Source organism: Rhodanobacter sp. T12-5 (assembly GCF_008329435.1).
Taxonomy (GTDB): domain Bacteria; phylum Pseudomonadota; class Gammaproteobacteria; order Xanthomonadales; family Rhodanobacteraceae; genus Rhodanobacter.
Genome location: NZ_NPKN01000005.1, coordinates 167315 through 190057, shown reverse-complemented (window position 1 = coordinate 190057; position 22743 = coordinate 167315). Strand labels below are relative to the sequence as shown.

Genomic DNA, 22743 nt, shown 5'->3' with positions numbered 1-22743 from the left:
CGTGATGGAGTCCCGGGGTTTGGTTCAATGCCGATTTATCGAACGGCAATCCGCCGTTGCGGCACAGGGTTCGGCAACAACTCGGCATAGACGTCGAGCGTTTGCCGGATCACCAGTCGTTCGTCGAAGTCGGCCAGCGCACGCGCACGCGCGTTGCGCCCCAGCCGGGCAAGCAGCTCGCGGTCATCGTCCAGTGCGGCGATCCGGTCAGCCAGCGCGCGCGCGTCGCGCGCCGCCACCCGAAGGCCGTCGACACCGTGCTGCGTCACCACCTCGCGGCAGCCGGGAAGATCCGTGGTGATGATCGCCAGTCCGCAGGCTGCGGCCTCGATCAGGCTTTTCGGCACACCTTCGCGGTAGTAGCTTGGCAAAACCATCACGTCCATGGTGTTGAACAGCGCAGGCATGTCGTCGACATGACCAAGCCACTGCAGCAAACCTCCGTCGCACCACTGGCGAACCTGAGCCGCATCCACCGAGCGAGGATTGCCGGGATCAGGCATGCCGGCCAGGACAAACTCCACGTCCCTGCCCTGCTCTCGCAGAAGCCGCGCGGCATCGACGAATTCCTGGATACCTTTTTCCCATAACAGGCGCGCCGCCAGCACCACGCGCAGGCGACCGCGCCCCCGAGGCGGAACAGCCGGCTGGAAACGGGTGGTATTGACACCGGAACTGCGAATGACGCGGATCCTGTCCCTGCTCGCCAGGCCTGCGGCAACAAACGCCATGGCGTCGTCCGGGTTCTGCAGGACGAGCAGCGACCGCGATCCACCGAGCGAAACCCTCAGCATCGCCTTGACCAAGGGGCGCAGTGCCCGCGCCTTGAAATGGTCGCTGGTAAAGACGTAGCCCATCCCGGCCACTGCATTGACGACGGCCGGAACGCGTGCCGTGCGCGCCGCCAGTGCGCCGTAAATCGCGCACTTCACGGTAAAACTGTGCAGTACCTCGGGGCGTTCGCGGCGCAGTATTACTGCCAGTTGCCGGAGCGTCGCCGCTTCGCGCAGGGGATTCAGGCTGGCGCGGTCCATGGGCAGCGTCAGCCAGCGCAAGCCATGCGCGGCAAAGCGCACACCGAATTCTCCGGGCGGCGACAGCATCACCACCTCGTGACCGTCCGCCTTGACCTGCAGTGCGGTCGCCAGGCGAAAGTTGTAGAGGTACCAGTCGGTGTTGGCAAAAAAAATGAACTTCATGTCGTCCCGGATCCTTGACCGACATCGCCTCGTCGCGAACGATCAGCGACCGGCTCGATCGATATGGCGCTCATGGTTGAAACCTGTTACCCGAAGCGGTGACGCCAAGGGCTCCATCGTCGATCCGCAGGTTGTGCGCGCCCTCAGTCATTTTTGCGGTCCTGAGCGACGCAACAAGTTTGCGGAGAAAATTCGCGCTGTTGCCGGTCAAGGTGTTGCCGGTGATGCGGACATCTGCCGTTCTGGAAGAAATCACCACGCCAACAAGTCCGTTGCCGGTAATGACGTTTTCCGAAATCGCGAGCTGCCTTGCACCCACGCCGAGTACGCCGTAGCCGTGGTTGTCCTGAATCCTGCAGTTCTTCACCACCACGCCGCTGACGTTCGAGTGGATCTCCATCCCGCTGCCCTGGTTGCCGGTTATCGTGCAGTCGCTGAAGGTGATGTCCCTGGCCGGCCCCTGTCCCTGCGGTTCGATGTCGACGCCCGCCTGCGGTTTGGTGCCATGGGTATCGCTGAAAGTGGAGCGAGTCACGGTGACGCCCCGGACCGGACCGATGGAAAGGCCCTGGCGCCGATTGTTGGTGGAGACCACGCGATCGAGCGTCACGTTGGTCGACACGACCACACCGGCGCGACGACCGATCCCGCCGATCCAGATGCCGTCACCCCAGCAATCGGAGACATGCGTGCCGACGACACTGACGTTGTTCGAGGCCTGGATGTTGATGCCATACCCCCATTCGCCCGTGGTGCCGCGATGCCCGCTGCGCTCGCCGACAATCTGTCCACCGGTGATCCGCACGTTGTTCGCCCGCCAGACCTTGATCACGTGCGAGCGCTCAAGATCGTTTGCGATGGCGCGGAGCGTGGCCGCCGGCGCCATCTGCAAGTGCATGTTGGAACGCAACCGGAGCGGGCGCGCGGCATCGATCATGTAGCTGCCGTCCGGAATCGTGACGGTGCCGCCCGCCGCCGGAAGCGCATCGATAGCCGCCTGGATGGCGGCGGTGTCGTCGTGCACACCGTCACCCAGCGCACCCTTGTGTCGCACGTCGATCGTCGCAGCCTTCGAATCGGCCGCGGACGCCTTGCCGCGCGCCGCCACCGGCAGCGCCAAGGCGGGCAGCGCCACAGGCACGATCAAAAACAACGAACGGCGCAGGAACGCGCGCCGGCCGTCGGATATCTCCGCCATGCCTTTCGCCGTGCTCATTCTGCCGACCCCTCATTCACGCCGACGACCCTCGAACCGCTCGTGCGGCTCAGCAACCACGGCAACATGACCGCGAGCAGGTAGAATTTCGAGGCGAAGTACTTGTTGTCCAACCGGCTGCGATGGGATTCCAGCCAGTGCGCGGCACCGGGCAGCAACGCCCGTCCCTCCAGGGCGAACGCGTGCACCTGGTCGAAGCGTTGCCTGGCCAGCCCGCACAGGTCGAAGCGAAAGGAACCCTTCGCGGTCATATACGGCAGATGCTGGAACCGGCTTTCGATATGCCTGCGTACCAGCACCTTGTTGACGCCGCCGGGGCCGATCAGGCGATCATCCGGAAGGTGATGGAAAACCCAGTCCCGCAAGCGCGCATCGCAGAACGGATAGCCCACGCGCAACGACATCGCGCGCGCGGTGTACATGCCTTTGGCAAAGGCATTGGACTCCACGATCGCTAGCGATATCCGGCGCACCGCCTCCGCCGAATCGACCGCATCGATGTCGTCGCGATACGTTCCAAGCCGTTTCCGGGAACGAGCCGCGACCGGGCGGCCGAGCAAGTCGTCCACTTCGGCATCGGTGAAACGCGAACCTGGGAAAAGCCGTTCAAAGCGACCCATCTGCAGCGTGCCAAGGGCATAGCAACATTTGAAACTCCGGCGAACCGGACCGATCCTGAACAACCACGGCGGCAGCGGCATGCCCCAGGCCAGCATCGATATCATGCGCTGCCGTCGACTCACCGGCGCACCGAAATAGACGTCCGAACCCAGTCCGTCGATGATTCCGTCACCACCGCGGATGCCCACTTCCGTAGCCATGTCGGCATAGGACAACAGGGCAAAGTCCGCTGCCAGCAGCGGCATCTCCGGCACCATTGCGAGGTAGCGGTCGTAGGCCCGGCCCGGATCGCAGATCAGCATTTCGTGGCGCAGACCGAGCTCCCGCGCCACGCGACGTGCGGAAGCTACCTCGTTCTCCTCGGGCCCCCCAAGGTAGGTAAAACACGTGGTCCGCGGGCTGACTTCGGCCACGGCGATGGCCAACGAAGTGGAATCCTTGCCACCGCTCTGCAACAACCATGGCGACTGCATGTCCTGCGTGGAACGCAATACCGCATCGCACAGCAGGCGATGGTAGGTCTTCAGCAGTTGCGCATCGTCCACGGCGGCAGCTGCCGGCCTCGATGACGCGTCGGACGACTGAAGTGCGAAGTGAAACCGCGGCTGGTCGTACAAGTCCTGCGCCGGATCGAAGCCCAGGGTCGCCACTTTGACGTCGCTGTAGATGGAATGAGGCGGATAGACAAATCCGTTGCGCAGCAGATCAGCCATCGATACCGGGTCCAGCAGGACATTGCCGCCGCGGCGATCGTCCAGCATCGAAAAGTCCACCTCCTGCCCACCCAGGTAGGGCGACGCGGCGATCTGAACACGCGACCCGGTCTCCCCGGCATCCAGCGTCGCGTCTGTCTTCGGTTGCATATGAGCCATCGTCGGATCATCGAATTCGCGCGGCGAAAAGACAGCCGCAAAAGGCGCATGGTCGTTTTCTTCGCGGGGCATTCCTTCGCTGACGGAGGGGCTGGGTCGACGGGATATGACCTGGCTTCCCGCCGGACATTTAGCGCGTTTCACGCTGAACCCTCATCGTCCAGCCACGCTCACCGATTCATCACGAACGGATCGGCGAAAAGTTGGGGTCGGCATTTTTCTGGTCATGGAAAGGGGCTCTTTTCAGTGGGCAACACGAGTTTGGTCGGAGGCTGCCTTCAGGCGACTGAGCAACCACGGCAACGTCATCGCCAGCAGGTAGAACTTCGATGCGAAATACTTGTTGTGCCATCGGCTGCGATGGCGTTCCAGCCAGTCCGGAGCGCCCGGGAGCAGCTCCTGCGCCTGCGCGGCGAACGCGTGCACCTGATCGAAGCGCTGCTGCGCCAGCCCACATACGTCGAAGCGGAAGGAACCCTTCGCCGCGACGTAGGGCAGGTTCTGGAAGTGCTGGGCGATATGCCGCCGCACGAGTACCTTGTTGACCCCGCCGGGGCCGATCAGGCGGTCATCCGGCACCTCATGGAATACCCAGTCGCACAAACGCGTATCGCAATACGGGTAGGCCAGATGCAGGGCCAAAGCTTTGGCGGTATACATCCCCTTGGCGAAGATCGCGGACTCCAGAATCGTTGCCGACACCCTGCGCCTTGCCTCCATCGAAGATGCTTGCGCGATATCGGCACGGAAAATTTCAAGTCGACGCCTGGACAGCGCGGCCGTTTCGCAGCCCAGCAACCCGTCGACCTCCGCATCGGTGAAGCGCGAGCCGGGGAAAAAGCGTTCGAAGTCGTCCATCTGCAGCGTGCCCAGGGCATAGCACAGCCCGAAGCTGTTGCCGACCAGGCGCCATTCGAGCACCGAAGACGGCAATCGCACCCCTCGCGCCAGCATGGCCAGGGCTCGATTCTGCCAATGGGCAGGCACACCGAAATACGGATCGGAACCCAGCGCGTCGATGATGCCGTCGCCGCCGTTGGCGACGATCTCGGTCGCCAGATCGATATAGGAAAGCGCGGCGAAATCCGCGGTCAACAAAGGCATCCGGGGCACGCTCGCCAGGTAGCGGTCATAGCTCCGGCCCGGATCGCAAACCAGCGACTCGTGACGCAACCCCAGCTTTCGCGCCACGCACCGGGCGGATTCGACCTCGTTCTCTTCGCTCCCGCCAAGATAGGTAATGCAGGTCGTCTGCGGCGCGGCTTCCGCCACCGCAATGGCCATCGAGGTGGAATCCTTGCCGCCACTCTGCAGCAACCATGGCGATTGCATGGTGGCGGTCGAACGCGCCACCGCTTCGCACAGCAATCGATGATAAGTCTTCAGCAGTTGCGCATCTTCCACGGAGTCTGCGGCAGGCCGCGGCTGCGCCGCGGCCGACTGTCGTGCGAAATGAAATACGGGATCCTGATGCAGGTCCTGGGCCGGATCGAAACCGGTGATGGCAACTTTCACGTCGCCGAAAATCGTGTGCGGCGGATAGACGAACCCATTGCGCAGCAGATCGGCGATCGATACCCGATCGATCGGGGCCCTCCCGCCGGCGTGTCCGTCGAGCGCCGAGAAATCGACTTCACCCGCATGCGGCGACACATTGATCTGGATCCGGGGCCTGGCGCGCGTGCCGGAACCTCCCTGCCGAATCTGTACATCGGGCGTGTTCATTTTCTTGCCAACGGCCGGCTCAGTATTCATGGTGCCCCCGGGATGGATTTCCCCATCCGGCTGAGCAGCCACGGCAAGGTGACCGCCAGCAGATAGAACTTCGAAGCGAAATACTTGTTGTCCAGACGGTTGCGGTGGCTCTCCAGCCAGCACACGGCGCCGGGCAGCAATGCTCGGCCCTGCACGGCAAATGCGTGCACCTGGTCGAAGCGCTGCCGGGCCAGCCCGCACAGGTCGAAACGGAAGCTCCCCTTCAGGCGCACGTAGGGCAGGTGCTGGAAATGCTGGGCGATGTGCTCGCGCACCAGGACCTTGTTGACGCCTCCCGGTCCCATCAGCAGGACGTCCGGTACCTCGTGGAAGATCCAGTCGCACAACCGGGTATCCCGGTACGGATAGGCCAGCGACAGCGACAACGCGCTGGTAGTGAACATGCCCTTGCCGAAGGTCGCCGCCTCGACGATCGTCGCCGCCACGCGACGCTGCGCCTCAAGCGACGGCGCCGCCTGGATATCGGCGCGAAACAGTTCCAGCCGTTGCCTGGAGCGGTCGGCGAGCTTGCGACCGAGCAGCGCATCCACCTCGGAGTCGCTGAAACGCGAGCCGGGGAAGCAGCGTTCGAACGTGTCCATTTGCAATGTTCCCAGCACATAGGACAACCGGAAATTCCTGCTGAAGAGACTCGACTCCACGATGCCGCGTGGCAGCCGCAGCCTGAGCGCCAGCAGAGCCTTCAACCGTTGGCGCCAATGGATGGGCATGCCGAAATAGTTGTCCGATCCCAGGGCGTCGACGACGCCATCGCCGCCATTGGCAGCGATTTCGGTCACCAGGTCGGCGTAGGAGAGCATGGCGAAGTCGGCGGTCAGCAACGGCATGGTCGGCACCATCGCCAGATACCGGTCGTAGGCGCGGCCCGGATCGCATACCAGCGCCTCATGGCGAAGGCCCAGCTGGTTGGCGACGAAGCGGGCGGAATCGATTTCGTCCTCCTCGCGCCCGCCCAGATAAGTCATGCAAACGGCGTCCGGCCTGGCCTCCGCCACCGCGATGGCGATCGAGGTGGAATCCTTGCCACCGCTTTGCAGGAACCACGGCGAACGCATGCGGGCGGTCGACATCGAAACGGCGTCGCACAACAAATCGTGATAAGTCTTCAACAACGACTCGCATCCCGACGCGTCCATCCGCGGCCGCGAGGCCGACGCCGACTGGTAGCGGAAATGGAATTGCGGATCGCGACAAAGGTCCTGATCTTCCTCGAAGCCGGAAATGGCGAACTTCACGCTTTGGTAGATCGAGTGAGGCGGATAGACAAAGGCATTCCGCAACAGGTCCGCGATGGACACCGGGTCGAGTTCAGCCGCATCGCGCGCTTGATGATCGAGCGGCGAGAAATCCACGGACGCCTGGCACTCCCGCGCAAATATCTGGACGTTGTCGCCGTGGCCGGCCAATCCGGGCACATTTTGTTCATGCCGCAGCGAAGCGTTCATTTCGCCACCCGCCGAACCGCGCAGCCGCTGTGGCGGGACGTCGCCGACGGCAACCCGCCCGTCGTGCATGCCGCCTTCGCCGTAGCCGAAACTTCCGTGCAACACGCTTCCGAGGTTATGGCCATGATCTGGTTCTTCGCATGTTTGCGTCATGACGTCTTGTCACGTTGTGCTGGCTGGAGTCTGGCCGCGGCCCGGCGCCGTGCGAACGTGATGACGCGACGCCGCGCGTAGCGCACCAGGCCGATCCAGTGGAGGAGTTGCCACTGCGTCCGGCCGATCAGGCCTTGCGCATGCAGCTCCCGCCGTACGTCCACGGCAGCCGCGTACATGGCAGCGAGGTCGCCACTGAGGCCGCCCGCGCCAAAGGGCTCCTTGTGCCATGAAGCCAGCACCTGATTGATGCGTGCGCATCGATAGCCATGGAGGAGAATCTGCGCCCACAGCAGAAAATCCTCCGCGCGCTTGCGGCTCTCATCGAAGCGGAACGGCAAGTGCCGGCGCAACACGATCGAAGCCGTCGGAAACGAGGCGCGAATTCGCAGCAAGTGGCGACCGGCCACCTTCACCTTCAGCGGATAGGTCAGCGCCGGGGCCGGTGCGTCGCGCGTCTGCACGTTCATCGGATGGGCAAGCAGGGCAATTTGCGGATCGCGCCTCAGCACATCCATCTGGAGCTTGAGCTTGTGCGGGTGCCAGGTATCGTCCGCGTCGAGAAAGGCGATCCAGGTCTGGGTCGCATGTTCCCAGCCCAGGTTGCGCGCACCGGAGGGACCTCCATTGCGCGGCATCGAAAGCACCTTGATCCAACCCTCGGGATACTGCCGGGCAAGTTGTTGCAGGCACTCAAGCGTCCCGTCACCGCTGCCGTCATCCACCAGCAGCACCTCCGCCGGCCGCAGGAGTTGGGCCGCGACGGAGGCGACAGCGCTGGCGATCGTGTCAGCACAGCGAAAGCACGGAACCACCACGCTCACCGGTGCCACCGGGGCGATTTCGGTGCGCGGGTTCCAGGAAGCGGAATGTTCCGCGAATTCCATCGGCCTGTTGCCTTGCATGCGATTCATTTGGCTCACTCCGGGACCCCCTTCGAGCAGCAAACGAACGCGCCCGAAAGATCCGCGAGGAAACCAGCGGGGACCAGTATTACTGCGCCCACGACGAGCGATAGCCGGTGGGCAGCGCGCGACGATTGCCACGTGCGTGTGAGTTGTTGCACTGAGGTCAAGGCGGCGTCTCCCGATTCGCGTAGAAGCGACGAACACCGACATATGTAGCCAGCAGCAACACCGTCTCGCCAACCACAGTGGCGGCTGCGGCACCCATTTCGTGGTACGTCGGGATCAGGATCAGATTGAGAAGCACCACCACGACGGCGCAAAGGCCCATCGTGAATACCCGATATCGCATATGCCGCTCGGTGAGCAATGCCGATCCCACACCAGCGGACAGAAAACGGATCGGAATGCATACCGCCAGCGCAAGCAAAACCGGCACCACTGGTCGGTATTTTTCACCGAAAGCCAGTGGCACCATCCACGGCGCGAAAAGCATCACCATCGCGCCCAACAACACACCCGAGATCAACATGGCGAGATTGCCATTTCGATAAACCAGCCAGAACTTCGCAGTGTCATGCACGGCCCAGCGATGCAGTTTGGAGAGCAGGAATTTCTGGTAGAGCGTTGCCGGGATCAGATAGATCGCCGTCATCACAGCCAGAGCGATCCCGAAAATGCCGGCCTCGATATTCCCATCGATGTACTTGAGCAGCACCGTGCTGATCTGGAAGAAGACCGGGTACAGCACGGCGGCCAGGCCATAGGCCCACGCCTGCGACCACAGCTGCATCGGGCCGGGCGTAGGGCGGATATCGCCCGTCGGCGCGGGACGCCGGCCGTGCCCATGCAGGCGTATATCGCCGCGCAGCATCGCGAACACCTGCGGTGCTGCGAGCAAGGTCACCGCCAGCGAAACTACCCCGTAACCGGTAGCCACGAAGTGCACGGCCAGCGTTGGCACCACCAACAACATGGCTGCCACCAGCAAGCGGCTGCCCGGAGCGATCAATTGCCACAGGGCCAATGCCGAGTGACGTTCCTCCAGCCGCAACTTGCTGCCGAGCAGCGCTGCAGCCAGGGTGGCCAGCACCATCGGCAGCAGCAGCAGCAAGGTCACCCTGGAGTCTGCCGGTGCGCCGGTGAAGGCCCACATCGTGATGAGCGCCAGCGTCAGCAAGGTGGTCGTCGTCAGGAATTGCCGTGACGAACGTAGCCAGCGGTCGGCCGCCCATCCTTCGGCGCCATACACCTTCAACCAGAACTGCGACACTCCGAAACCTGCCAGCGGCGCGATGATGCTCACCATGGCCAGCGAAGAGGTGAAAAGGCCGTAGAACGCCGGACCCAACTCGTGCGCAAGCAGCGCCTGCGTGAGAAACGCCATGCCTGCGCCGAGCGCGGTCGCAATCCAAAGCATGGAGATGGCGCCCAGCGCGGCGCGCCAACCTTTCGGAAGGACGACCAGACGTCGAATGCTGGACTCCAGCGCAGACATGTCGCGCTCAGCCCCCCGCCGGAAGAAGGGAGCCCGCGGTTAACGATTGCGGAAGCAGCACACGTATCCGCAGATGGCCGCTGCAATCGGCTTCGTTGCCGGTGCGTCGGGCGGACCAACCGCCACCCCCGCCGAACCCGACACGCAGCCGATGGCGCCCTCGCCCCATGCGCGGCCTGGCGATGCGTCCACCGCAGCCGGCACCCAACAAGGTGACTTTCGCGATCATGAGGACACCTGGCATTGCTGGATCATGGGTACGGATTCCGCTGCGTCGATTACGACTTGGCCGACGCGTACGCGTAATAGGCATAGGCGTAATGACCTGCGCTGCGCTTCTCGACCAGGTTGAAGATGGCCCCCTTGATGGCGACTCCGTTCTGCTCGAAGCGCTGCTTGGCCAGGGCGACCTCGCGCGGCTGATTGACGCCGAACTGCACCACCAGCAGGCTGGTACCGACGTAATGTCCGATCACGGCGGCATCGGTGACGGCGAGGATCGGCGGCGTGTCGATGATGATCAGGTCGAAGCGCGGCTTCAGGCTTTCCAGCATCGAAGTGAACCTCGCGTGCATCAGCAGCTCGGAGGGGTTGGGCGGTATCTTGCCGCGTGGAATGAAAAACAGCTTGTTGACGCCATCGACGCTGCGCAGGACCTGCGGAAGATCGGCCTGGCCGGAAATCAACTCGGACAGCCCCTGCTCGGCCTTGCCGCCGACCACCCTGTGCAGCGTGCCCTTGCGCATGTCCGCGTCGATCAGCAGCACTCGCTGGCCCGCCTCGGCACTCACCGCGGCCAGGTTGGCCGCGACGAAGCTCTTGCCGACGCCGGGCCTGGAACTCGAGATCAGCAGCAGATTGTTCTTGGCTTCCAGTCGCGCGAAATGAAGGCTGGTTCGCAGACTCCGCAATGCCTCGGTCGCCATGTCGGCCGGAGCGCTGAGCGCCAGCAGGCTCTGCTTGCTGGCGGCACGGCGATGGCCGACGATCCGCAAGGCGTTTGCACGCTGCAGTTCGCTGCGCGGAATGGAGACATACACGGGCAGCCCCAGGCGTTCGATGGCAGCCGGATCCTCGACACCGCGGTTGAGCAGCTGACGAAGGAACACCAGCCCGACCGCAAGCAGGCCTCCGAATATCGTGCCGCCCAACACCAGCAGGACTCCCCGCGGCCAGACCGGCTGGGACGTATCCGTGGCCGCGTGATCGATCACGCGCACGTTGCCTACCGTGCCGGCGCGGGCGATGTTCAGTTGCTGGGCCTGATTGAGCAGGTTGGTGTAGGTCTGGTTGCTGACCTGGACGTCGCGCGCCAGGCGCAACATCTGCTGCTGGGTATCGGGCAGCTTGCCGACCTGTTTCTGCAACGCGGCCTTCTGCCCTTCCATGTCGCCGATCTGTTGCGCCAGCGCCTTGTACGCCGGGTGCTCCGGCGTAAAGTGATGCTGCATGTCGCTCATCTGCATGTGCAGTTGCCCCAGGCTCGCATCGATCGCCACGATCTGATCCAGCAGTGCCTTGGTCTGCATGCTGATGTCGACCGAGTGCGCGCGGGTCTGGAAGGTGTTCATCGCCTGCGTTGCCTGCTCCAGCTCAAGCCTCACTTTCGGCAATTGCTCCTTCACGAACTTGAGACTGCTCGCCGCCTCCGCCGAGTTGCGGTCGACGTTCTGGCGTACATAGAGCGAGCTGATCTGCTCGAGCAACTGGGTGGCGAGCACCGGATCGGCGCTGCGGTAGTCCAGCTCGATGATGCCCGAGTCCTTGCCCTGCTCGGTGGCGACGAGCTTGCCTTGCACCTTGGAGATCAGCGGAAGCTGCGCGTGCTTGACCACGTCGAAAGCGGTTCCCGGGTTGGCCCGAAGCGTCTTCACCTGCATCGTTATGCCGTTGGCGGTTGCCGACTCGCCCACCCAGCCGGTCAGCAAAACTTCGTTGTCGTCGTTGCTCAGTACATAGGCGCCGTTTTCGCCGGCGACCAGGTGCAGCGGCTGGTCCAGCAGATCCTTCGGCACGTCCAGCTGAAAGATGTCCAGTTGCGCGCCGCCCCAGTCGTAGCGGCTCAGGCCGCCCAGCGGAGGCGCGACCATGCCGGGGCTGGCTGGCGTGAAGTGGCGCGCGATGTAACCGCCCACCACCGGGAAGTGCTCCGGCTCGCTTTCCACATCCAGCTTGAGATTGCTGATGGCCTGCCCGACCACCGTGCGCGAGGTAAGCAGCGCGATCTCGGTAACCGCCTGCGAGGTCGATATGCCGAGCGTCTGCACGACGTCATCCAGGCCGGGCAGGCTCGGCGTGGTCTTCTCGACCTGCACGACGGCACTGGCCTGGTAGATCGGCGTGGCCAGCACCGCATACAGCACCGAAGCGACGAAGAAGAACAGGGTGATCGCGCTGATCAGCCATTTGTGATCGAGCAAGGTACCGAGGATGGCCCGCAGGTCGATATCATCGTCGCGCGGCGAAAAAGTTTGCCTGGTGGTCATGGAAGCCGGTCCTTGAAAGGGGGGAAGTTCACAGATAGCGAAGCCAGCTGTCGACGCCTCGCTCGATGAGGCCAAAGACGTTTTCAAAAACCCGCCGGGGCTGCCGGTAAGGGTCGGGCACACTTTCGAAGTCGCTCCACTTGCCCAGCAGGAACATCTTTCCGCTGGCTTCCGGTGCCAGCCGTGCGGTGGCTGCCAGGTGCCTGCGCTCCATGCCCAGCACCAGGTCGGCCTCCCGCAACATCACGGCATCGACCTGGCGCGCGCGGTGTCCGGAGGCGTCAATGCCACGTTCCTTCAAGATCGCCATGGCATGGCCTTCGACCGGATGTCCCACCAGCGCGCCCAGCCCGGCGCTGCCGACCTGGATATCCCGATCGGCAAGTTGCCGGCGCAAGAGATATTCCGCCGTCGGGCTGCGGCAGATATTGCCCACGCAAATGATCAGGATTTTCTTGAACACATCGACCCACCGCCCTGTCATGACTTGAAGCAGCCGCCAAGTCCTCGCGCATCGACTTCTGTCGACACGCGCTGGCGCAGGCTGGTGCCGATGACACGCTGCGGCATTCATCCGGCTGATGTTCTTGGCGCGCATCGACGTTGCCACTCTACATTCGGTTAAAATCGGATAATCAAATTAGACATGAAATTCACGGACCGATCGTCCGTGCTGGAAGAATAATGACATTTGATTCACGCCATATTCGCGAAAGCGGCCAGTTTAATATCGCCAAGGTGAAGCTTTCGCGAAGCTGCCGAAGAGAAAAAAACGGCGTCGCCGACCGCCGTATCGCCCGCACGGATGCAGGGTAAAACGGCTGCAGCACCGCCGCCAACGAGGCCGAAGTGGGCCGGTATTTACCATTTTTTTTAATGGCTTGTAGCGCTTCCGGCACCTCCCCCGAAGAACCTGAAATGTGCGGCGCCGGGTCCGTTTCATAGAGATGAAGAGTACCTGTTAAGAAAATACGCTCTCTTCACGCTCAATGTGCGTTTCTGTATCCCCTTTCCGCTATCCAAATGAACAGCTTTCATTAGGCTCACATCGCCCTCCGATACAGGTCACATTCTCCTGCGATCGGACGACGACAATGAGTCAAGGGTGGGGGAAAGTCGTGTCGGAAAATGCAATTTGACGAGGTGGGAAAACAAGCTTGCCAATGCGCCTTTTTGGGCATGGCTTCCCTTTGCTTGAATACAGGTATCGGTCTGGAGGTCAACCCATGAAGCATTTCATTTTGGCGGGGTTCGCATTGTCGGCTTTACTGTTGCACGGCTGCGCCATAGTGCCTGGTCAACACATGTCCACGCGGTCGCTCACCAACGGCAACTCCCCCGAAAGCGGGCACGTAAAACTGGTGTTGATCACGCCAGACGTACTGACCAGTACCCAGGCCGGGACGTCGAACCAGCCGATTGCGCCTGAACTGGTCAGCTACCAACCGCAGCCCTACCAGATCGGTCCCGGCGACTCGCTCTACATCACGGTATGGGACCATCCCGAGCTGACCTCGCCGGCGGGATCGCAACAGCAGACGGTCGCCAACGGCCGCCTGGTGAGATCCGATGGCTCGCTGTTCTATCCGTACATCGGCAACATCAAGGTCGCCGGCATGACCATCGAGGAGCTTCGCCAGACGATCAGCAGCAAGCTCGGCAAATATGTCGAGAATCCGCAGGTCGATGTCAACGTGGTCGGCTACGGCAGCCAGCGGATCACCTTGCGGGGCGCGTTCACGAAAACCGACCCGCAGCCGATTGGCGCGGTGCCGATGACGCTGAACCAGGTGGTCGGCAGTGCCGGCATCAACACCGATCTGGCCGACCTTTCGGACCTGGTGCTGACGCGCGACGGGAAGGAGTACCACATCAACCTCAATACGCTCGGCCAGGGGAAAGGCGCCACCTCCGGCGACATCTACCTGAAACCCGGCGACGACCTGTTCCTGCCGTACAACGAAAGCAGGGAGGTGTACGTCATGGGCGAGGTGATCAGGCCGCAGGCGATCACGTTCAAGACCAGCATGAATCTCACCCAGGTGATCGGACGCTCAGGCGGCCTCAATCCCATAACCTCCGACAGCAAGGCGATCTACGTGATCCGTGGCGTGGCGAACCTGCAGGAGGAGCCGGCCACGGTGTTCCATCTCAATGGGCATTCGCCCGCCGCGTTCGCGCTGGCCGACAATTTCGTCATGCGGCCGGGTGACGTGGTGTGGGTCGGGCCTTCCGGCGTGACCGAATGGAATCGCGTGCTGAGTCAGCTGCTGCCGATATCGAGTGTCATCGGCACCGCCGCGCTGGCGAATCAGCGAGGTCTCTGATTGCAACTGCAAGCGACTCCCTGATCCAGTCCCATCGAGGCTTCATGGCACCCTTTCAGCAAGGGCTACGCCATGAAGCCTTTGTTTCGTTTCGCGGACGCAGCTCGGCTTTACATGGCCGCATGGACGTCCATTTCGATTGATGAGATCAGCGCGCCATTCCGGCGCCCTGCGGGCGCGGCGCCAGCATTGACGCCGACAGCCCCGCGTAGACCAGTGGCGATGGCAGCGGCCGGCCGAGCGCGAGATTCGCACAGGCCTCGCCCATCGCCGCGCTGGTCTGGATGCCGTAGCCGCCTTGCGCGGCGACCCAGAAGAAACCGGGCGCATCGGCCGCGAAGCCGCCGACCAGGTCGCCGTCGGCGATGAACGAACGCAGGCCGGCCCAGGTCCTGCGCGGGCGGCGGATGGTCATCGTGGTCGCTTCCTCGATGCGGTGGATGCCCAGCGCGATGTCGTATTCCTCCGGCTGCACGTCGTGCGGCTCGACCGGATCGGCGTTGGCGCAGGAACCGAGCAACAGGCCCGCGTCGGGCTTGAAGTAGAAGCTTTCGTCGAAAGCGTGGACGAAGGGCCAGTGCGCGGTGTCGACATGTTCCGGCGGATCGAACACGAAGGCCGAACGCCGTTTCGGCATGATGCCGAGCGGGGCCACGCCGGCCAGCACGGCGACCTGGTCGACCCAGGCGCCGGCAGCGTTGAGCAGCAACGGCGCGCGGAACACCTGCCCACCGTCGTCGATCTGCCAGCCGTCCGCACCATGGCTGATCGCGCGGATGTCGACGTTGAGGCGCAACTGGCCACCGCGCGCGCGCAGGCCGCGCAGGAAGCCCTGGTGCAGCTCGTTGACGTCGATGTCGGCGGCGCCGGGCTCGTGCAGGCCGATCTGGGCAAACTCCGGTTTCAGCACCGGCACGGCGGCCTGCACGCGGGCGGCGTCGTGCAATTCGATGTCGCGGGTGAACGGCACGATCGCCTCGTACATCGCACGCACCCCATCTGCCTGCGCGGCACTGCCGATGATCGTCGCGCCGCGCGGGGTGAGAATCGGGTGCTCGGCAAACCCCGCAGGCGGTTGCGCCAGGAACGGCCGGGTCGCACGGGTCAGCGCGCGTACCTGTGCCGAGCCGTAGGTTTCGCTGAACAGCGCCGCCGAACGACCGGTCGAATGCATGCCGGCATACGCTTCGCGTTCCAGCACCAGCACGCGTGCATGCGGCGCCATGAAATACGCGGCCGAGGCGCCGGCCATGCCGGCACCGATCACGATCACGTCGGCATCAATCACGCTCATGGGAAACGCTCTTGTAGTTGGATTCGTTCGACGCTGTACACCTGTAGACCTGTGGGAGCGACTTCAGTCGCGATGCTCTTCGGGCGGCGCAAACATCAGGAGCATCGCGGCTGAAGCCGCTCCCACAAAGGCGGAGCCTGCTCATGCGGCGTCGCGCCGCGATTGCCGCGTCACCACGCTGGCGGCGGTGACGTCGGCAGTGACGTTGCCCAGCGTGGCCAGCGCGTCGGGAATGGTGTCGACCGCCAGCATCAGGCCGAGCGGGCTCAGCGGCAGGCCCATCGCCTGCGCCACCGGCAGGTTGGTGGCGATGAAGGTGACCTGGCCCGGCAAGCCGACCGAGCCGAGGCTGATCACCACCGCCAGCAGTGCACCGGCGACCAGTTGCGCGGTGGACAGGTCGACGCCGTAGGCCCACGCGATGAAGGCCGCCGAGGTCATGTACTGGACCGGGCTGGTAAGGCGGAACAGGGTCACCGCCATCGGCAACACCAGCGCGGCGACCGGCTTCGGGTAACCGAGCCGCCGGTCCGCACTTTCCAGCATCGCCGGCAGCGAGGCGAGCGAGGATTGCGTGCTGATCGCCACCGCTTGCGCCGGCAGCAGTGCCAGCGCGAAACGACGCAGGCGCTCGCCGCCGAAAATCACCGCCACCGGCAACATCATCACGGTGACCGCCAGGTACAGCAGGCACTCCACCAGCACATACACGCCGAGCGCGCTGAGCATGCCCAGGCCCGAGCGGGCGCACACCGAAAGGATCAGCGCGAACACGCCCAGCGGCGCGACCCACAAAACCCAGCGCACGATCACGATCATCGCGTCGGCGATCGCCTGGAAAAATTCCATCAGCAGCGCACGCCGTTCCGGCGCAAGCCGGGTCAGCGCAAAGCCGAGAAACAGCGCGAACACCACCAGCGGCAGCATCGCGCTCTGCGCTGCAGCCATCACCGCGTTGTTGGGCACGATCGCGACAAGTGCGTCGACCCAGCTGATCGGTGCGACCTGCGCCGCCGATGGCAAGGTCGCATGATTGAGCGCCACGGTCAGTTCCGGGCGGTGCGGGAACCAGGAAAACACCAGCGGCGCGGCCAGCGCCGCAAACAGCGCGCCACCGGTCAGCACCACGACGAACACCACGATCGCACGCCGTGCGATGCGGCCGGACGCGGCCGCGTCGCTGGCGGTGTTCACGCCGACCACCACCAGCGCCAGCACCAGTGGCACCACGGTCATCTGCAGTGCGTTCAACCACAGCTTGCCGATCGGCTGCGCCACGTTGGCCACCTGCAGCGCCAGCAACGGGTTCTGGTTGGCCAGCAGCAGGCCGATCGCCGCGCCGACGGCCAGCCCGATGAGGACGCGCGTGGTCGCGCTCATGAAGCATCACCGCTCGCGTCGACGCGCGGCAACTTCCAGTCGGCGCGCAACCGCTTGTACTGGGCCTGCGGCAGCAGCACGAACACCGGATGATCCTGCGGCTTCAGCCACGCCAGCAGCGATTGCATCACCGCCGGCGTCATCGCGGTGCAGCCGGCGGTTGCATCGGTCGGCGACTTCCACAGGTGGGCGAAGATGCAGCTGCCCGCCTGCGGCCTCGCCTGCGGGTTCTGCTCGATCACGAAGCCCATGCGGTAGCGCTGGTCGCCGTTCGCATGGAGGTCGCGCCGCATCGGTTCGGTGGAGCCCTTCACCGCGTCGGCGCCGACCACCTTCGCATCGACGATGCGGTTGTAGTGCGCCGCGCCGCTGACGTCGACGCAATATTGGGTGGCATTGAGCGCGAGGTACGGCATCGCGGTATCGACGCTGGCGGCGTAGCCGAAGGTGTCGCCGATGCGGAATACGCCGGCCGGACTGCGGTTGTCGCCTTCGCGTTTGACCGGGCCGCCGGCATCATTCTGCGGCGCGTTCATCCCGAGGCCCCAGCCGGCGCCGTTCTTGCCGATCGTCACCGGCGTGGCGGCGCGCACCTCGCGCCAACCTTCGCCGTCGCGCACGAACGTGCGCAGCGTGCCGTGGTCGGCATTCCAGTCGGCGGTGGTGACCAGCACCATCTGGCGGGCGTCGTGCCATGGCGTGGTCGCCGCAGCGGCGTGCGCGGCGCCGGCAAGCGTGACGACGAGCGCCAGCAAGGCAACGGTTCGACGGTAAACAATCATGAATTCTCCATCCGGCAGATCATCGTCACGCGATACGCTGTTGTTGGACCTAGAGCCCGCATCGCGGGCGAAGCTTTCCCGATTCCCGGCGGCTACGGCTCCAGCATCAGCTGGATGCGATCGAGGTTGGCCAGCAACTGTGCATGGCGGTCGCCGCCACCTTCACACAACTGCACGAACACGCCGTCGAGCAGGTGCTGCAGCGCCGACTGGTACAGCAACGGCTGGATGTACGGCAGTTCGTCGTGCGCCGACACCACCAGTGCGAGGTCGGCCAGCGTGCGCAGCGGGTTGGCGGTATGCCGGGTCACCGTGATCACCTGGCCGCGGCGCTCGCGAAAGAAGCGGGCAATCTTTCCGAGCGCCGGATGATTGCCGTGCTCGGAGAACACCAGCAACACGTCGCCGGCGCCGGCGACGGAGATGTTCGCGGTCATCCGCGCGGTATCGAAGTTGTGCACGGTGAGGATGCCCAGCAGCGACAGCCGCAGCGCGAAGTTGCGCGCGTAGATGTCGTCTTCGCCCAACCCGATGATGAACACCTTGCCGTTGCGGCCGGCCTGTTCGATCGCGTCCGCCACGGCGTGCAGCGTCTCCGGTGGATTGATCAGCCGGGTCGCCTCCTCAGCCTCGGACTTGCGCCTCCACAGATTGCCGGCGGACGAGCCGCCGGCCTCGCCCTCGCTGGCCGCGGCCAGCTGCGGCGCGTCGCCGTTGTCGGCGCGGGCGATCGCCTCGCCGACCGAATACTTCAGGTCCGGATAACCCTTGAAGCCCAGCTTCTGGGTGAACTTGACCACGCTGGACTGGCTGATCCCCAACGCATTGGCCAGTTGCTGCGAAGAGTAGTCGCGCAGCAGCTGCGCGTTCTCCAGTATGAAGTCGGCAATGCGCCGCTCCACCGCCGACATCTGGTCGCGTTCCGAACGGATTTTGACCAGCGGCGACATCAACCTTCGATCCTCTCCAGACCCCGTATCTCGCGGATACCCAGGCCGGGGGCGTCCGTCACCGAGATTTCCGACTCGTTGAAGATTACCCCACCGTCGACCGGATTGAACTGCGCCAGCGACGGGCCGTCCAGGTCGATCTTGGCGATCACATTGGACTTGGCCACCGCCACGTGCACCGCAGCCGCCACGCTGATGCTGGTTTCCAGCATGCAGCCGATCATGCATTCGATGTCGTACATCGCGGCGATGTCGGCGATGCGGATGGCGTTGGAGATGCCGCCTGTCTTCATCAGCTTGATGTTGATGATGTCGGCGGCGCGCATGCGGATCAGCTCGATCACTTCCATCGGGCCGAACACGCTCTCGTCGGCCATCACCGGCGTGTGCACGCGCTCGGTGACGTAGCGCATGCCGGCGAGGTCGCGCGCCTTCACCGGCTGTTCGATCAGCTCCAGCTTGATGCCGGCGTCCTCCAGGGTCTGCAGTGCGTACACCGCCTGCTTGGCGGTCCAGCCCTGGTTCGCATCCAGCCGCAGCAGCGCGCGGCCTTCCACCGCGGCGTAGATCGCCTTGACCCGCTCGATGTCGACGCCGATGTCCTTGCCGACCTTGATCTTCAACGACTCGAAACCGCGCTCCACCGCCGAGATGGAATCGGCCACCATCTTGTCGATGTAGTCGACGCTGATGGTGATGTCGGTGGTGATCACCGGATCGCCGCCGCCCAGCAGCTTGTACAGCGGCGCACCGTAGAGCTGGCCCCACAGGTCGTAGATGGCAATTTCCACCGCCGCCTTGGCGCTGGTGTTTTTCTCCATCGCGCTCTGGATCAGCTGGGTGATGTGGTTGAGGTTGGCGATGTCCTGGCCGATCAGGCGCGGCGAGATGTAATGGCGGATCGCGTCGATGATCGAGCCGTGGGTATCGCCGGTGATCACCGCGGTGGCCGGCGCCTCGCCGTAGCCGACCTGGCCGGTGTCGGTATGCACCATCACCACGATGTCCTCGATCGTGCTGACCGTGCGCAACGCGGTCTTGAACGGGGTCTTCAACGGCACCCGCAACATGCCGAACTGGATGTCGGTGATTTTCATGGATGTGTGGCCAATGGCTGTTGTCTTGTGGAGCAGCGTTCGTGGAGAGTGTCGAACCGCATCTTGTTGGTCATTGCGCGGAAGCTCGGGAATATCCCGTTCACCGGCGGATGCGCACGATGCTGGTCATGCGATCGACGTAGCTCTGCTCGTGGTTGTACAGGTTCGGGATCAGCGGCATCACCGCGACCGAGTTGAGCTTGACGTGGCCGAAACCGCCCCCGGGTTTGCGATACGTCATGCCGCCGACGTCATTGATCACGTAGGGCTGGCCGTTGAACTGGCCGATCACCATCATCACGTGGCCGGGGATGTAGACCAGGTCGCCCACCTGCAGTTCGTGCGCTGCCTTGAGACGCGCCTCGCGGCTGTCCTTGCCGGTGAACGCGCGATGCTCCAGCGCGGGGCTGATCGCCTGCTTGCTGGTGTTGCGCGGCATCTGCACGCCCATGCTGCGATACACATCGGAGACGAAGCCCGAGCAGTCGCGGCCGTCGTACGCGTGGCCCCAGCCGTAGCGTTCGCCGAGGAACTTGAACGCTTGCCGGATAATGTTGGCCGGGGTCAGCGCCAGGTAGTCACCGGAAGTGTCGGTATTTTTCTGCAGCAGCGCCGGCGCGAGCTTCAGCGTGCCATCGGCCGCGCGCACGGGCAACTCGAGCACGTGCGTGGCGTATGGCGTCTGCCCGTTGACCGGCTGGTCCGGCGGCAGGTCGGTCAGCACCGGCACGCGCGTGCCCATGTCCAGTTGCAACTGCGACAGCGCCGGCTGCTCGCGGGTGAACACGGTGCGCACGCTGGCCCCGGTGACCACCCGGTAGGGCGTCTTGTCGACGTAGCCGAACACCTGCGTCGCACTGCCTTCGGCCACCTTCCGTTTTTCGGTCCACGCGGCATAGCGCGGGCTGACCACGAACACCCACTGGCCATCGGCACTGGCATGCACGATCGCCACCGGCGTGCCGGGAAACTCGGCGCTTTCCTGGAAGCGGTCGATGTCGGTGTCGCCCTTGGCGCTGAACACGCGCAACGTGGTCGGGAACGTGCGCAGCGCGGCGCGCTGCACGATGAGTCCGTAGCGCGTCGGCTGTTGCGCGGGAATCGCGCCGAGTGCGAGGTTGTCTACCACGCCTTTCAGCGTGGCGGCGGGTACCGGCTTGCCATCGACATCGAACAGCGGATGCTTCGGCAGCTCCGACAGCGCCTCGATCCAGCCGGCCACCTGTGCGCGGCTCAGGTTCTTCGGCAGCGCGCGCAGGTCGTGCATCGACGGGTCGATCTGCAACAGCTTTGCGTTCTGCGCCTCGATCGTCGCGCGATCCATGATCACCCGATCGGGCTCGCTCTGCAGGCCGATCCAGAACGCCGGGGTGAGCTGCGCCTCGCCCACCCCGAGCACGCCCGAAGGCGGGATCGCCAACGCCGGCGGGGCCTCGCGCGCGGCGGTCGACCCGGCGCCGAAGGCGAGGCTCAGCAAGGCGGCGGCAAGCAGGGAAAATCGCATCGTCCTGGTCCTGTAGGGAAGTGACATCAACCGGCCGCCAGTACCGACATCACATGGGCCACCACGATGCCGAAGCCGGTACCGAGGATATAGCCCAGCAACGCCAGCAGGATGCCTACCGGCACCAGCGCCTTGGAGTAGCTGGCCGCAAGGATCGGCGTGGCGGCGACGCCACCGATATGCGCCAGCGAGGATATGCCGCACAGGAACAGATCGAAGCGAAAGAGCTTGGCGAAGCCGACCAGCAGCACCGCGTGGATCGCGATGATGGTAACCCCGCACAACAGGTACAGCGGCGCGGCGGCGATGCCTTGGAAGTTGCTCTGCGAGGCCAGCACCGCCACCACGCTGATCAGCAGCGCGCCGGAAATCGTGCTGGCCCCGGGATAGCGCGCCAGCGGCGTATGCGCGACGACGAGGCCCGCGCCGGTGGCCAGCAGGATCGTCCAGGTGGTCGCGCTGAGCATGCTGGAGGTCGGCAGCCTGGTCGCCAGCCAGCCGGCCAGCGCCGCGGCGAGCAGGGCCATGCCCAGCCACAGCAACACGCTGTCCGGCGTGGTCGGGCCGCCCGGAGTCGCCACCGCCACCTCGATATCGCCGCTGGACTTCGCACGGGTCCAGCGGTTGAAGGCCGGCGCCAGCCGCGCCACCGAGAACAGCACCACCACCCACATCGAATAGCACAGCGCGTCGGTCAGCAGCGACATCGCCAGCAGCCCGTCGGACATGCCGATCGCCTGCTTCACCGCGATCATGTTGGCGGTGCCACCGACCCAACTGCCGGAGAGCGCGGCCAGCGGCTGCCAGGTATCGCCGGGCAGCCAGCGGTGATAGATCAGGAAGGCGCTGATGAAGGCCACGAACAGGCTGACCGAGGTGCACGCGAACACCGCCAGCACGCGCGGCCCCAACGCCCAGATCGCGCGCAGGTCGCAGTTGATCATCAGCAGGAACAGCAGCGCCGGCACCAGCCGCGCCACCAGCATCGACTGCGCGGCATGGATCTCCTCGTTGACCTGCCACAGGCCCGACACCGCCAGCGCGGTCACCAGCAGGTAGGTCAGCACGATCGGCGGCAGCACCGAGAACAGCTTCCAGCCGTAGCGACGCTCCACCGCCGGAAACAGGCCCGCGGCAAGCAGCATCACGGCCAGGTACGGCCATACCGTATGGATCACAAGCAGCCCCTCCTGGGTCGTTCGCGGATAGGCGCGGCCGACGGGTTTTCAACGTGAAGG

17 protein-coding genes are annotated in these 22743 nt (G+C 64.3%); 1 reads left to right on the top strand and 16 read right to left on the bottom strand.

Annotated features, from left to right (window positions below; translation table 11 throughout):
• Positions 1-35: 35 nt before the first annotated feature.
• From CIW53_RS11920 to CIW53_RS11880, 9 genes are all read right to left on the bottom strand, one after another.
• The gene (locus CIW53_RS11920; RefSeq protein ID WP_149364943.1) at positions 36-1199 is read right to left on the bottom strand and encodes a glycosyltransferase family 4 protein; all 1164 of its coding nucleotides are present in this window, start codon (positions 1197-1199) and stop codon (positions 36-38) included.
• A 70-nt stretch (positions 1200-1269) separates the two neighbouring features.
• A complete protein-coding gene (locus tag CIW53_RS11915) occupies positions 1270-2415 on the bottom strand; it encodes a right-handed parallel beta-helix repeat-containing protein (RefSeq protein ID WP_149364942.1) in 1146 nt (381 codons plus the stop codon).
• On the bottom strand, positions 2412-3899 hold the full coding sequence (locus tag CIW53_RS11910) for an asparagine synthase-related protein (RefSeq protein WP_172969656.1): 1488 nt from the start codon (positions 3897-3899) through the stop codon (positions 2412-2414). The genes CIW53_RS11915 and CIW53_RS11910 overlap by 4 nt, the downstream gene beginning before the upstream one ends.
• A gap of 252 nt (positions 3900-4151) precedes the next feature.
• The gene (locus CIW53_RS17955; RefSeq protein ID WP_277949638.1) at positions 4152-5633 is read right to left on the bottom strand and encodes an asparagine synthase-related protein; all 1482 of its coding nucleotides are present in this window, start codon (positions 5631-5633) and stop codon (positions 4152-4154) included.
• Between the two features lie 26 nt (positions 5634-5659).
• Positions 5660-7231 (bottom strand): asparagine synthase-related protein, encoded by a 1572-nt coding sequence (locus CIW53_RS17950; protein ID WP_172969654.1) that lies wholly within the window; start codon positions 7229-7231, stop codon positions 5660-5662.
• Between the two features lie 47 nt (positions 7232-7278).
• Positions 7279-8196 (bottom strand): glycosyltransferase family A protein, encoded by a 918-nt coding sequence (locus CIW53_RS11895; RefSeq protein ID WP_172969653.1) that lies wholly within the window; start codon positions 8194-8196, stop codon positions 7279-7281.
• A 157-nt stretch (positions 8197-8353) separates the two neighbouring features.
• Complete coding sequence (locus tag CIW53_RS11890) at positions 8354-9685, bottom strand: polysaccharide biosynthesis C-terminal domain-containing protein (RefSeq protein WP_149364937.1); 1332 nt, start codon at positions 9683-9685, stop codon at positions 8354-8356.
• Positions 9686-9963: 278 nt separating this feature from the next.
• A complete protein-coding gene (locus tag CIW53_RS11885; RefSeq protein WP_149364936.1) occupies positions 9964-12171 on the bottom strand; it encodes a polysaccharide biosynthesis tyrosine autokinase in 2208 nt (735 codons plus the stop codon).
• A 28-nt stretch (positions 12172-12199) separates the two neighbouring features.
• Complete coding sequence (locus CIW53_RS11880) at positions 12200-12634, bottom strand: low molecular weight protein-tyrosine-phosphatase (protein ID WP_149364935.1); 435 nt, start codon at positions 12632-12634, stop codon at positions 12200-12202.
• 841 nt (positions 12635-13475) lie between these two features.
• Here CIW53_RS11880 and CIW53_RS11875 point away from each other — a divergent pair.
• Complete coding sequence (locus CIW53_RS11875; RefSeq protein ID WP_197736653.1) at positions 13476-14498, top strand: polysaccharide biosynthesis/export family protein; 1023 nt, start codon at positions 13476-13478, stop codon at positions 14496-14498.
• Between the two features lie 148 nt (positions 14499-14646).
• Here the strand turns inward: CIW53_RS11875 and CIW53_RS11870 are convergent, their stop codons facing one another.
• The 7 genes from CIW53_RS11870 to CIW53_RS11840 form a co-directional block, all read right to left on the bottom strand.
• Positions 14647-15792, bottom strand: coding sequence for an FAD-dependent oxidoreductase (locus CIW53_RS11870; protein WP_149364933.1), 1146 nt, complete (start codon positions 15790-15792; stop codon positions 14647-14649).
• Positions 15793-15933: 141 nt separating this feature from the next.
• On the bottom strand, positions 15934-17172 hold the full coding sequence (locus tag CIW53_RS11865; protein ID WP_149364932.1) for a dicarboxylate/amino acid:cation symporter: 1239 nt from the start codon (positions 17170-17172) through the stop codon (positions 15934-15936).
• The gene (locus CIW53_RS11860) at positions 17169-17954 is read right to left on the bottom strand and encodes a L,D-transpeptidase family protein (protein ID WP_149364931.1); all 786 of its coding nucleotides are present in this window, start codon (positions 17952-17954) and stop codon (positions 17169-17171) included. Before CIW53_RS11860 ends, CIW53_RS11865 begins: the two co-directional genes overlap by 4 nt.
• 92 nt (positions 17955-18046) lie before the next feature.
• Positions 18047-18904, bottom strand: a complete 858-nt coding sequence (locus CIW53_RS11855) for a MurR/RpiR family transcriptional regulator (RefSeq protein ID WP_149364930.1) — start codon at positions 18902-18904, stop codon at positions 18047-18049.
• The gene (locus CIW53_RS11850; RefSeq protein WP_149364929.1) at positions 18904-20001 is read right to left on the bottom strand and encodes a dipeptide epimerase; all 1098 of its coding nucleotides are present in this window, start codon (positions 19999-20001) and stop codon (positions 18904-18906) included. The genes CIW53_RS11855 and CIW53_RS11850 overlap by 1 nt, the downstream gene beginning before the upstream one ends.
• Positions 20002-20101: 100 nt before the next feature.
• Positions 20102-21505 (bottom strand): SH3 domain-containing protein, encoded by a 1404-nt coding sequence (locus CIW53_RS11845; protein WP_149364928.1) that lies wholly within the window; start codon positions 21503-21505, stop codon positions 20102-20104.
• 26 nt (positions 21506-21531) lie between these two features.
• Complete coding sequence (locus tag CIW53_RS11840) at positions 21532-22683, bottom strand: DUF819 family protein (RefSeq protein WP_149364927.1); 1152 nt, start codon at positions 22681-22683, stop codon at positions 21532-21534.
• Positions 22684-22743 lie beyond the last annotated feature (60 nt).